The organism is Vreelandella venusta (assembly GCF_044809155.1).
In the GTDB taxonomy this organism is placed as follows: Bacteria; Pseudomonadota; Gammaproteobacteria; order Pseudomonadales; family Halomonadaceae; genus Vreelandella; species Vreelandella venusta_B.
Genome location: NZ_CP085241.1, coordinates 1,355,502 through 1,367,576, shown reverse-complemented (window position 1 = coordinate 1,367,576; position 12,075 = coordinate 1,355,502). Strand labels below are relative to the sequence as shown.

At 52.2% G+C, this 12,075-nt stretch carries 9 protein-coding genes; 1 reads left to right on the top strand and 8 read right to left on the bottom strand.

Annotated features, from left to right (window positions below; genetic code table 11):
• Nucleotides 1-2: 2 nt before the first annotated feature.
• The 8 genes from nqrM to LG301_RS06450 all read right to left on the bottom strand — a co-directional run bounded on the left by nqrM (nt 3) and on the right by LG301_RS06450 (nt 8,214).
• Entirely contained in the window at nt 3-257 is a 255-nt protein-coding gene (gene nqrM / locus LG301_RS06485; RefSeq protein ID WP_263069326.1) for a (Na+)-NQR maturation NqrM, read from the bottom strand.
• A gap of 169 nt (nt 258-426) precedes the next feature.
• On the bottom strand, nt 427-1,659 hold the full coding sequence (gene nqrF / locus LG301_RS06480; protein ID WP_404474447.1) for an NADH:ubiquinone reductase (Na(+)-transporting) subunit F: 1,233 nt from the start codon (nt 1,657-1,659) through the stop codon (nt 427-429).
• A 69-nt stretch (nt 1,660-1,728) separates the two neighbouring features.
• Nucleotides 1,729-2,346, bottom strand: a complete 618-nt coding sequence (gene nqrE, locus LG301_RS06475; RefSeq protein ID WP_009723509.1) for an NADH:ubiquinone reductase (Na(+)-transporting) subunit E — start codon at nt 2,344-2,346, stop codon at nt 1,729-1,731.
• Between the two features lies 1 nt (nt 2,347).
• Complete coding sequence (locus LG301_RS06470) at nt 2,348-3,016, bottom strand: NADH:ubiquinone reductase (Na(+)-transporting) subunit D (protein ID WP_404474445.1); 669 nt, start codon at nt 3,014-3,016, stop codon at nt 2,348-2,350.
• 2 nt (nt 3,017-3,018) lie between these two features.
• Entirely contained in the window at nt 3,019-3,840 is an 822-nt protein-coding gene (locus tag LG301_RS06465; protein WP_404474443.1) for a Na(+)-translocating NADH-quinone reductase subunit C, read from the bottom strand.
• Nucleotides 3,840-5,066 carry an NADH:ubiquinone reductase (Na(+)-transporting) subunit B gene (locus tag LG301_RS06460; RefSeq protein WP_404474441.1) on the bottom strand — a complete coding sequence of 409 codons (1,227 nt, stop codon included), beginning with the start codon at nt 5,064-5,066 and terminating at the stop codon, nt 3,840-3,842. Before LG301_RS06460 ends, LG301_RS06465 begins: the two co-directional genes overlap by 1 nt.
• Nucleotides 5,066-6,415, bottom strand: coding sequence for a Na(+)-translocating NADH-quinone reductase subunit A (locus tag LG301_RS06455; RefSeq protein ID WP_404474439.1), 1,350 nt, complete (start codon nt 6,413-6,415; stop codon nt 5,066-5,068). The genes LG301_RS06460 and LG301_RS06455 overlap by 1 nt, the downstream gene beginning before the upstream one ends.
• Nucleotides 6,416-6,750: 335 nt before the next feature.
• A complete protein-coding gene (locus LG301_RS06450) occupies nt 6,751-8,214 on the bottom strand; it encodes a glyceraldehyde-3-phosphate dehydrogenase (protein ID WP_404474437.1) in 1,464 nt (487 codons plus the stop codon).
• 276 nt (nt 8,215-8,490) lie between these two features.
• On the opposite strand from LG301_RS06450, the gene mfd reads away from it, so the two are divergent.
• Nucleotides 8,491-11,940, top strand: a complete 3,450-nt coding sequence (mfd, locus tag LG301_RS06445; RefSeq protein WP_404475193.1) for a transcription-repair coupling factor — start codon at nt 8,491-8,493, stop codon at nt 11,938-11,940.
• Nucleotides 11,941-12,075: the final 135 nt, after the last annotated feature.

The window sequence follows — 12,075 nt, the reverse complement described above, 5'->3', positions numbered from 1 at the left end:
GTTTAGCGACGTGTGGCGTCATAGCCAAGATCCGCCCCACGGCTTTCATCGCTACGGCGGCGCACGCTTCCGCGCTTGCGGTTCTCTTCTTCGCACACTTCATCTTTGCCGCCACAGATATCACAGCCCTCTTTAAGACCAAGCTGATTTAAGCCACCGCAAGAGCCTGCAATGGGCTTACGGCCCATCAAGACCCCAACCGCCATGGCGGTCATTACTAACGCCATAAAACCAAAGACCAGTAGCCAAATTGCCATATTACTCTCCCGACATTGCATTAACTGCTCACCTGCCGACAACGCTAAAGCCAGTAAGTGCCGTAGATTATGTGCTTATTGTACCTCAGCTACTCCAAAAATGATCAGGCATAAAACAAACGGGGCTGACCCAAAGGCCAGCCCCGCATGCAGATCATATACCGGGTTATTAACCGCCGAAGTCATCCAGCAGAATATTTTCCGGCTCAACGCCCATATCAAGCAGTAGCTTAATAACAGACGCATTCATCATGGGCGGCCCACACATGTAGTACTCACAATCTTCAGGCGCGGGGTGATCCTTCAGATAGTTTTCGTACAGCACGTTATGGATAAAGCCTGTCGGCCCTTCCCAGTTATCTTCTGGCTGCGGATCCGAAAGGGCTAGGTGCCACTCAAAGTTCGGGAACTCTTCTGCCAACTGGTCGTACTCTTCGTTATAGAAGGTTTCACGCCAAGAGCGCGCACCGTACCAGAACGAGATTTTACGATCAGACTTCAGACGCTTGAGCTGGTCGAAGATGTGGCTGCGCATCGGCGCCATACCCGCACCACCGCCGATGAAGATCATTTCAGCGTCAGTGTCTCTGGCAAAGAACTCACCAAACGGCCCCATTACGGTTACCTTGTCACCCGGTTTCAGGTTAAAGACATAGGTAGACATAAGGCCCGGCGGATGATCAGTACCCGGAGGCGGCGTTGCAATACGGATATTAAACTTGAGGAGGCCTTTCTCTTCCGGGTAGTTCGCCATGGAGTAGGCGCGGATGACTTCCTCATCGTTCTTATGGGAAATTTTGTAGAGGTCAAACTTTTCCCAGTCGCCACGATACTCTTCCTCGATATCAAAATCGGAGAACTTAATATCGTAAGGCGGTGCTACCAGCTGAACGTAACCACCGGCACGGAAGGCAACTTCTTCACCTTCAGGCAGCTTCAGGTTCAGCTCTTTGATAAACGTAGCGACGTTAGGGTTCGCAGTAACCTCTGTTTCCCACTTCTTAACGCCAAAGACCTCTTCAGGCACTTCAACTTTCATGTCCTGCTTTACGGGTACTTGGCAAGAAAGACGCCAGCCGTCTTTCTTCTCACGCATGGTAAAGTGTGACTCTTCAGTGGGCAGAATAGAACCGCCGCCCTCTTCTACCCGGCACTTACACTGGGCACACGAGCCGCCGCCACCACAGGCAGAGGAAAGAAAAATACCGTTGGCAGCTAGCGTATTTAACAGCTTGCCACCCGCCTGAGTCGTCAAGGTGTGCTCGGGGTCGCCGTTGACTTCAATCGTCACGTCCCCGCTACTCACTAGCTTGCTGCGCGCTGCCAGAATGATCGCCGTTAAGCTAATAACGATGACCGTGAACATGACAACACCGAGCAAGATGACTGATGTATCAACCATGTCGGTTTCCTATTGCTGAGGGTTTTCTGTACCTCGGCAGCCTAAGCTGCCGAGAAAAACCAGCTCCGATTAAAGCTGAATGCCTGAGAAAGACATAAAGCCCAGAGACATTAAGCCAACGGTGATAAACGTGATGCCAAGCCCCTGCAAACCGCCAGGCACGTCACTGTACTTCAGCTTCTCACGGATACCGGCCAGGGCAGTAATTGCCAACGCCCAACCAACACCGGAGCCGAAACCGTAGATAACGGACTCACCGAAGTTATAGTTACGCTCAACCATGAACAGTACACCACCAAGGATGGCGCAGTTTACGGTAATTAGCGGGAGGAACACGCCTAGAGCGTTGTACAGCGCAGGCACGTACTTATCCAGGAACATTTCGAGGATCTGTACTAAAGCGGCAATAACACCGATGTAGCTCAATAGACCCAGGAACGAAAGGTCAATGTTCTCCGCACCACTGATTCCAGTCCAGGAAAGTGCACCTTCAGCAAGAAGAAGGTTAAACACCAGGTTGTTAACGGGTACTGAAATCGTTAGTACCACGATAACGGCGATACCCAAACCAAAAGCAGCAGATACCTTCTTTGATACCGCTAGGAACGTACACATCCCCAAGAAGAAGGCCAGCGCCAAGTTCTCAACAAATACCGAAGCAACGAAAAGGCTTAAATAGTGTTCCATGTTACACGGCCTCCTTCGGCTTGGTGTTGTGCTTCATTTTGAACTCGTTATCTTCCACCTGCTCCGGGTTCACTGAACGCAGTACCCAGATCAGCAGACCAATGATAAAGAAGGCAGAGGGCGGCAGAAGCATCATGCCGTTAGGCACGTACCAGCCACCGTTTTGTACCGTGGGCAGAATAGTAAAACCGAATACGCTACCAGCACCCAGCAGCTCACGGAAGAAACCGACCACCATCAGGACAAAGCCATAGCCTAAACCATTACCGATGCCATCGAGGAACGACATGCCCGGCGAATTGGTCATCGCAAAGCCTTCCGCACGACCCATTACGATACAGTTAGTGATGATTAGACCCACAAATACCGACAGCTGCTTAGACATTTCATAAGCGTAAGCTTTGAGAATCTGGTCAACCACAATAACCAGCGACGCAATAATCGTCATCTGCACAATGATACGAATCGAAGAAGGAATATGATTCCGGATCAACGAGACGAACAAATTCGAAAAAGCCGTTACAAAGATTACCGCTAGCGCCATGACCAGCGACACGCTCATACTGGTCGTTACCGCCAAGGCAGAACAAATACCCAAAATCTGAAGCGCTATGGGGTTGTTCTTAAAAATGGGCGCCGTTAAGACGCTTTTTGCGTTTGCATCCGCCATGATCAGGCCCCCTCAACGTCGTCGAAGTTGGTGTCGGTATCTTCGGCGTCTTCTGGCTCAGTTCCGCTACGGAACTTCGCCAAATACGAGCCGAAACCTTCTTCGCTGAACCAGAACTGCAGCATGTTAGTCACGCCGTTACTTGTCAGCGTTGCACCCGATAGCGCATCAACCTCATACTCGTTGCTCGCGCCGCCTTTGGTCAGGTGAATTTCCGGTGAGAGGTCGCCCTCTTCATCGTAAATCTTTTTACCTTCCCACTGAGCTTGCCAGCGCGGATTGTTCACCTCAGCACCAAGACCCGGCGTTTCGCTATGGTCGTAGTAGGTGATACTTACGATGGTGTTGCCATCTCCTTCAACCGCGAGAAAGCCCATCATGCGACCCCAAAGTCCTTGACCACGAATGGGTAGAACAATTTGGTCAGGGTTTTCAGCATCGCCGACGAGGTAAACAGTCGCGTAGTTCTCAACGCGAGACAGGCCCGCAATGTCACGATCACCGGAAAGCGTGCGACCCGTCGCCGGGTCACGAGACGCTTCAAAACCATCGAAGGTGTCGGGGTCGAACTGATCGCTATATTCACCCGTGTCCAGCTCTACCACACGCGCGGTGATTTGGGTGCGGAACGCATCCTCAACATCCATTCCGGGTTCGTAAAGCCGAGCCACGTTAAGAATATTGGTTTTACGATCTAGCTCCTGGTTTAACTGCTGCGCAGGGCGCAGCGCTACAGCAGCTGTCGACACAATTACCGAGCACACAATGCACAGCGAAAATGCAACGATCAGGACTTTCTTGATGGAGTTGTTACCTTGTGCCATTAGGCAGTCTCCTCGGCCGGAACGCCAGTCCGCTTAAGACGGCGCTTAATATTGGCCTGGACGAACATGTGGTCAATCAGCGGCGCAAACAGGTTAGCAAACAAGATGGCCAGCATGATGCCTTCCGGGAAGGCCGGGTTGACTACGCGAATCAGCACGGTCATCACACCAATTAGCGCACCAAACACGAAGCGCCCTTGGTTGGTCATGGAAGCAGACACAGGATCTGTTGCCATAAACACCATACCGAATGCAAAACCACCAATCACTAGATGCCAGTACCACGGCATATCGAACATTGGGTTGCTGTCAGAGCCGATAATGTTGAACAGGGTGCTGGTAATTACCATACCCAGGAACACACCTAGCATGATCCGCCACGAAGCAATTCGGGTCCACAGCAGTACCGCGGCGCCGATAAAGATCGCCAGCGTTGACACCTCACCCACTGACCCCGGCACAAAGCCTAAGAAGGCGTCCCACCAAGTGAAGGTGTTCGTCAAGGCAGTCATACCGTCTTGGAACGCCATTGAGAGTGCAGTCGCCCCGGTATAACCGTCAGCGGCCACCCACACTGCATCACCAGAAATTTGCGCTGGATACGCAAAGTAAAGGAATGCACGGCCAGTTAACGCAGGGTTTAAGAAGTTTTTACCCGTACCGCCAAAGATCTCTTTGCCGATAACGACACCAAAGGTGATACCCAAGGCAACCTGCCACAGCGGAATCGTTGCAGGCAGAATCAGCGCGAACAGTACGGAGGTCACGAAGAAGCCTTCGTTCACTTCATGGCCGCGCTTGATGGCAAACATAACTTCCCAGAAGCCACCTACCGCGAATGTCACGAGGTAGATAGGTAAGAAGTACGTAGCACCCAGCACAAAGTTGGCCCACAGGCTGCTGGGGTCATGCCCACCGGCCAGGGTCATCATAATGGCTTCGCGCCAACCGCCCATCGAGGCGTAGCCCGCTTCAATGGCAGTATTGGCTTGCCAACCTGCATTCCACATGCCAAAGAACATTGCCGGGAAGGTACACATCCAGACAGTGATCATGATGCGCTTGAGGTCAATACCGTCGCGCACGTGGGCAGTGGTCTTTGCCACACTGGGCGGTGAGTAGAAAACGGTATCTATCGCTTCATAGAGCGGGTAGAACTTTTCGTACTTACCACCTTTGTGGAAGTGCGGCTCGAAATTATCGAGTGTTTGTCGAATACCCATCATCAGGCCTCTTTCTCGATCATGGTGAGATTGTCACGCAGGATAGGGCCGTACTCGTATTTGCCAGGGCACACATACGTGCAAAGCGCCAAATCTTCTTCGTCTAACTCAAGACACCCAAGTTGCATGGCAACTTCAATGTCGCCCACGATCAGCGAACGCAACAGCTGCGTTGGCATTACATCCAAAGGCATAATGGTCTCATACGCGCCTACCGGCACCATGGCACGTTCAGAGCCATTGGTTGATGTCGTCGGTGCGTAATTATGCAGGCCTTTAAGCTTAGAAATATAAATGCCAAGTACTGAGTGACGGTTCGCGCCAGGAGATAGCCATCCCATAAAGGTGCGCTTGTTGCCTTCTTCCAGCATGCTCACCTGATTATGGAAACGCCCCAGGAAGGTCAGCTTACCCTCGGCGGCAAAGCCCGAGAATACAGAACCTGAAATTACACGGGTGTCTTCCGGTTTGATAACTTCACCTGCGAAGAGTTCATCGGTGCTGGCGCCCACACGGGTACGCAGCAAACGAGGATTCTCCGCACGCGGGCCACCCACCGCTATAACACGGGTCATATCGAGCTGCCCTTCAACAAACAGCTTGCCGAACGCGATCACGTCCTGATAGCCGATGTGCCACACTTTTTTGTGCAGTGCGACAGGCGAAAGGTGGTGGATATGCGTCCCTACTAAGCCCGCAGGATGCGGCCCAGCAAAACTTTCCGTTGTTACACCGCTAACATCACTTCCTGGCAGGGAAGCGTCAGCACCCGTGCACAGAAAAACGTTGCCCTCGGTCAGGCGGGTTAGCACCTTGAGGCCGTCTTCAAATGCTTGGGCATTTTCGTTGATGATTAAGGCGGGGTCAGCGCTTAGCGGATGCGTATCCACAGCGGTGACAAAGATATCGGAAGGTGTACTGTCGATAGCTGGCGTACGTGAGAACGGACGGGTGCGCAAGGCAGTCCAGAGTCCAGACTCAACCAGCTGGTCGACAACGACCTGACGCTCTAGCTGTCCTAAAGCACCACGATCATGAGACGCGAATGTCATCGCTTCTTCATGTTCATCGACTTTAATTACGACAGACAGTAAACGACGTTTTTCGCCACGGTTAATTGCTACAACTTCACCGCTGGCGGGCGCTGTAAAGCGTACACCATCAATTTTCTTATCGGTGAAGAGCAATTGGCCTAGTTTGACCTTATCCCCTTCCTGAACTTCCATCGTTGGCTTCATGCCAACGTAGTCGGTGCCCAGGATTGCCACGTGGCGCACACGCCGCGCATCTTCAATACGCTGCTCGGGCGCTCCCGTGATGGGGAGATCCAGGCCTTTTTTGACTTCGATCATAGTCTCGCCCAGTTGATGGATCGGATATACGAAGGTAAGGGGTTCGAATGCTTATTTTCTGCTCAGTGAATTCTTGTTTTTCTGTTCAGATTGTTACCAGTCAGGCCCAAGCACGCTTGAACCACCCCGAAAAATCTAACGTATTATAAAGATAAGCGCGGCCAATGACCACATCCCTGAGGGCCTCCAAAGGTGCTATATGCTTTTCAGGTAGGTTTGTTTCTGATAACAAAACGCCACCCGAAGGTGGCGTTGATAGCAATAGCTTAAAGAGCGAGCAAAACCGTGCTCTTTCCTTTCCTGTCAAGGGAAAGCGCTTATGCTGGGCGTACTTATCAACCTACTTGACGAGGCAGCTTCACGAATTGCACATTCGACATTTGCTGAAGAATCCGAATGACCTGGCAGCTATAACCAAACTCGTTATCGTACCAAACATAAACGACAGCATGGTTACCGTTAGCAATGGTCGCTTTAGCATCCACGATGCCCGCATGGCGGTTGCCAACAAAATCAGAGGAAACCACTTCCGCTGAGTCAACAAAATCGATCTGCTTCTGATAGGCCGAATCAATCGACATACGACGCAGGTAGTCGTTCAGCGCTTCCGCATCGGTGCCTTTCTCTAGCGTGAGGTTCAAAATCGCCATGGAAACGTTGGGCGTTGGCACACGAATGGCATTGCCCGTCAGCTTACCTTCAAGCTCCGGCAGCGCTTTAGCGACTGCTTTTGCCGCGCCCGTCTCGGTCAACACCATGTTAAGGGCTGCGCTACGGCCACGTCGGTCGCCCTTATGGTAGTTATCGATCAGGTTTTGGTCGTTGGTGTAAGCATGCACCGTTTCAACATGACCGGTTACCACGCCGTACTCATCGTTGAGCACTTTAAGCACAGGCACAATGGCATTAGTGGTACAAGACGCCGCCGAAACGATGCGGTCTTGATCACTAATGGTATTGTGGTTAATCCCGAAGACAATATTTTTAATATCGCCTTTGCCCGGTGCCGTGAGTAGCGCCTTAGCTGCACCTTTACACTCCAGGTGCTGACCTAGACCGGCCTCATCACGCCAAATACCCGTATTGTCTACGATCACCGCATTATTAATGTCATACGCGGTGTAATCGATTTCACTGGGCGAATCAGCATAGATTACTTGTACGACGTTACCGTTTACGATGAGCGTACGCGCATCAACATCAATTGAAATGGTGCCTTCGAAGGGCCCATGAACGGAGTCGCGGCGGAGCAAGCTGGCACGCTTTTCAAGATCCTTGGCAACATCGCCACGGCCACGTACCACAATTGCACGCAGGCGCAATAAATTGCCGCCACCCGCCTTTTCAACCAACACGCGGGCCAGCAAACGGCCAATGCGCCCAAAGCCATAAAGCACGACGTCTTGCGGCTCGCCAGTGCTTGCGCCTGGCGTATAGCCATTGATGATGCCGCTTAACTCATCGCGAAGAAAAGCGTCCAGGTCGCCACCATTTTGGCGCTTAAAATTGACAGCCAACTTACCCACATCTACATGTGCAGGCCCTAGATTTAGCTCACTCATCGCTTTAACGATGGGGAACGTATCTTCCACAGACAGCTCAGTACCTTCGATCTTACGCACAAAGCGATGATCTTTAAGAATACGAATAACCGACCGTTTGATCAGCGAACGTCCGAACATGGTGGCAACAACGTTGTTCTGACGATATAGCTGTCCGACAAGCGGAATCATCTGCTCTGCCAAGGCTTCGTTGTGTTGCCAATCCTGAAAAACGTTTTCGAGAGCTTGCTGACTCACGTGCGGCCTCATTGGGTAGTGAAAACAGGGTCATAAAGAAAAAAACCAGTGTGCATTATCCTGGGCTTAAGGCTCAGTAGCAATCAAAGGTTAGTCGCACAGCATGTAGGGGGATTACAGAACTCGGCCGCTGACTACAAACTCCCAATAATAGCGAAGCATTTAAACGCACCGGCTGGGCATCACCACTCACACTGACCCATCAGGGTCTCTAACTAAAAGTATCGATCGTGTATGATTCAGATTCCGTTTCATCGCAAAAACGATACCGTACCTATGCCTTCTTTCTCTCTGCTCGAACCGCCCCAGCCTCAAGGGACTCGCGACACGCTCTATCTAACAGCGCCGCCGGGCAGTGCGACTGCCCTGGCACTCGCCCAGATAGCATCCAGCGCGCCACTGCTGGTCATTACCCCCAGCACCGCCAGCGCCCAGCGCCTGGAGCAAGATTTAGCGTTCTATAGCACCGTACCTGTTCTCCCCTTCCCGGACTGGGAAACACTGCCATACGACAGTTTTTCACCCCACCAGGATATTATTTCTGCGCGCTTACGCACTCTTAAGCAGCTTCAGGATGGGGTACGCGGAATTGTACTGGTTCCCATCAACACATTAATGCAACGCTTGCCGCCGGTAGAATACATCGCCGGCAGGGTGATGACGTTACAAACAGGCGCCAAGCTTAATCGTGAAACGTTTAGGGAATCGCTCTCCCGAGCGGGCTATCGTGCGGTGGAAACCGTGTATGAGCCAGGTGAGTACGCCATGCGCGGTGCGATTATCGACCTTTTTGCCATGGGTATGGATGAACCCATTCGTATAGACCTGTTTGATGATGAAATTGATACGCTGCGTCATTTCGACCCAGGCAACCAGCGCTCCACCGACAAACTAGATCGTCTTGAGCTGCTTCCGGCCCACGAATACTCATTAAGCCGTAGTGCCATTGCCTGCTTTAGAGAACAGTTTGAAACCCTGTTTGACGTCGATCCACGTCAAAGCCCACTTTATAACGACGCGCTTAAGGGAATACCTTCACCGGGTCTTGAGCACTATCTACCGCTATTCTTCGAACAAACCGCATCGCTGTTTGACCATGTGACTGACGACACACGCATAGCGCTGCTGCCCGATGTATACCCGGCAGCCGAGCAGCACTGGCAAGCTATCGAATCACGTTACGACAACCTTGGGGTTGACCCAACACGGCCTTTAATACCGCCCCATCGTGCGTTCTTTCCCGTCAGCGAGGTCTTCTCAGCGATAAAAGCGTGTCCTCGCATAGAGCTTACCGAAGAGGAGGCGCATCGCCACGCGCTAACACCCAACGCACAAGCACTGCCTTCTTTGGCGATTAATGCGCGAGCAAAGCAGCCGCTTAGCGCGCTAAGCGACTTTTTGAACTCTCAGCCCCAGACGCGGATTCTCTTTGCGGCTGAATCCAGAGGGCGCAGAGAAGCGCTAGAGGAAATTCTAGCGCCACTGCAACTGCAGCTGCCCCACGCGGAAAGCTTCCACGCCTTCCTACACAGCCAGCACACAATGGCCATCACGGAAAGCCAAGTCGGCAGCGGGCTATGGCTTACTGAACCTAATGTCGCAGTCATCAGCGAAACAGAGCTGTTTGGCGACGTGGTGCGCCAAAGCCGCCGCCGAGAAAAAGCGACTGATGATAACGAATTGGCGGTTCGGCACTTATCAGAACTAAAGGAAGGCGCCCCCGTTGTTCACCAAGCCCATGGCGTTGGCCGCTACATAGGACTCGAAACGCTAGAGGCAGGCGGGCAAGCCAACGAGTTTTTGGCGCTCTCTTATGCCGATGGCGCAAAGCTCTATGTCCCTGTGGATAGCCTGCATCTAATTTCACGCTACAGCGGGGCAGACGATGAACTCGCCCCCCTGCACAAGCTAGGCTCTGATCAGTGGGAAAAAGCACGCCGCAAAGCCGCTGAAAAAATCCGCGATACGGCGGCCGAGCTGCTCGATATTTACGCCCGTCGCGAAGCCCAACAAGGCGTTGTGTATGACATGCCGGCTGACGAATACAGCCGCTTTTCAGCCAGTTTCCCGTTTGAAGAAACCCCAGACCAGCAGGCCGCTATTGAGGCGGTCATCAGCGATATGACCTCCCCTCAACCCATGGATCGCGTGGTATGTGGTGACGTCGGCTTTGGCAAAACCGAAGTCGCTATGCGCGCAGCGTTTTTGGCCGTGCAGTCGGGCCGTCAGGTAGTGGTATTGGTACCCACTACGCTGCTGGCCCGCCAACACTTTGAAAACTTCCGCGACCGCTTTGCTGATACCGCTGTCAATATCAGCCTGATTTCTCGCTTTACAGCGGGAAAAGAGATGACCCAAACGCTAGAAAGCATTAAAGAGGGTCGCACAGATATTGTCATAGGCACCCATAAGCTGCTTTCAAAAAGCGTTAAGCTACCTAAAATGGGGCTTTTGATTATTGATGAAGAGCACCGCTTTGGGGTTGCTCAAAAGGAAAAGCTCAAGACGCTGCGCGCAGAAATCGATATTTTGACGCTGACTGCCACGCCTATTCCGCGCACCTTAAACATGGCGATGAGCGGCATTCGCGACCTTTCGATTATCGCCACCCCCCCGGCCCGCCGCCTGTCGGTCAAAACGTTTGTACAGCAACGCGACGACAGCATTATTAAAGAAGCGCTCTTACGCGAAATTCTTCGTGGCGGCCAAGTCTATTTTCTCCATAACGAAGTCAAAACCATTGAGAATGCTGCCGAAAAGATCCGAGAGCTAATACCGGAAGCCCGCGTCGCCGTCGCCCACGGCCAGCTGCCTGAACGCAGCCTAGAGCGGGTAATGTCAGACTTCTACCATCGGCGATTTAACGTGCTGGTGTGCTCCACGATTATAGAAACGGGCATTGACGTACCCAGCGCTAACACCATTTTAATCGAGCGCGCCGATAAATTTGGTTTGGCACAGCTGCATCAGCTCAGAGGCCGCGTAGGTCGCAGCCACCACCAAGCCTATGCCTACCTGCTAACACCGCCCCCGAAGGCGATGACAAGAGACGCCGTTAAGCGCCTAGAGGCGATCAGTGCCTCTGATGATCTAGGCGCTGGCTTTACCCTGGCAAGTCACGACATGGAAATACGCGGCGCCGGCGAGCTGCTAGGTGATGAGCAGAGCGGCCAGATGGAAACGATTGGCTACACGCTGTATATGGAAATGCTCGACCGCGCCGTAAAAGCCATTCGTGCGGGCAAAACCCCTAATATCGACGCCCCCTTTAATAACGGCGTGGAAATTAGCCTTAATTTACCGGCCTTAATACCCGACGACTACATTCATGACGTACAACAGCGGCTCGTGATGTATAAGCGTATTGCCAACACTCAAAGCGACGCTGAACTCAAAGAGCTTCAGGTAGAGCTGATCGACCGGTTTGGCCTGCTTCCTGCCCCGTTAAAAAACTTAATCCGGCAAACCAAATTACGCCAACGGGCTGAACAGCTTGGCGTAGCGCGCATTGAAGCAGGCGATAGCAAAGGGAGGGTGCTGTTCAACAGCACGACACAGGTAGATCCCTTAACGCTGGTAACACTGATTCAGAAATCTCCTCAGCACTACCGGTTAGATGGCTCAGACACCTTACGATTTGAATTTTCAATGGAAACGATCGAGCAGCGTTTTGAAAAGGTAGAAACTCTATTGACCACACTGAATCAAAAAGTAGCGGCGGCGTAGACCTTGGGGCAAACTTATACCTAAGCAGCATATTGGAAACGCCAAGAAGCCAAAGCGACTTACAAACAGGGGTGTTCCACCCGGGCAACAGCGATTTTGCATTACCTGATTTGCCTTACCTCAACTGCATTCACG

Coding starts and splice junctions, on each gene's coding strand:
- nqrM (WP_263069326.1), bottom strand. CDS start 257: ATGGCAATTTGGCTACTGGTCTTTGGTTTTATGGCGTTAGTAATGACC.
- nqrF (WP_404474447.1), bottom strand. CDS start 1,659: ATGGTTGATACATCAGTCATCTTGCTCGGTGTTGTCATGTTCACGGTC.
- nqrE (WP_009723509.1), bottom strand. CDS start 2,346: ATGGAACACTATTTAAGCCTTTTCGTTGCTTCGGTATTTGTTGAGAAC.
- LG301_RS06470 (WP_404474445.1), bottom strand. CDS start 3,016: ATGGCGGATGCAAACGCAAAAAGCGTCTTAACGGCGCCCATTTTTAAG.
- LG301_RS06465 (WP_404474443.1), bottom strand. CDS start 3,840: ATGGCACAAGGTAACAACTCCATCAAGAAAGTCCTGATCGTTGCATTT.
- LG301_RS06460 (WP_404474441.1), bottom strand. CDS start 5,066: ATGATGGGTATTCGACAAACACTCGATAATTTCGAGCCGCACTTCCAC.
- LG301_RS06455 (WP_404474439.1), bottom strand. CDS start 6,415: ATGATCGAAGTCAAAAAAGGCCTGGATCTCCCCATCACGGGAGCGCCC.
- mfd (WP_404475193.1), top strand. CDS start 8,491: ATGCCTTCTTTCTCTCTGCTCGAACCGCCCCAGCCTCAAGGGACTCGC.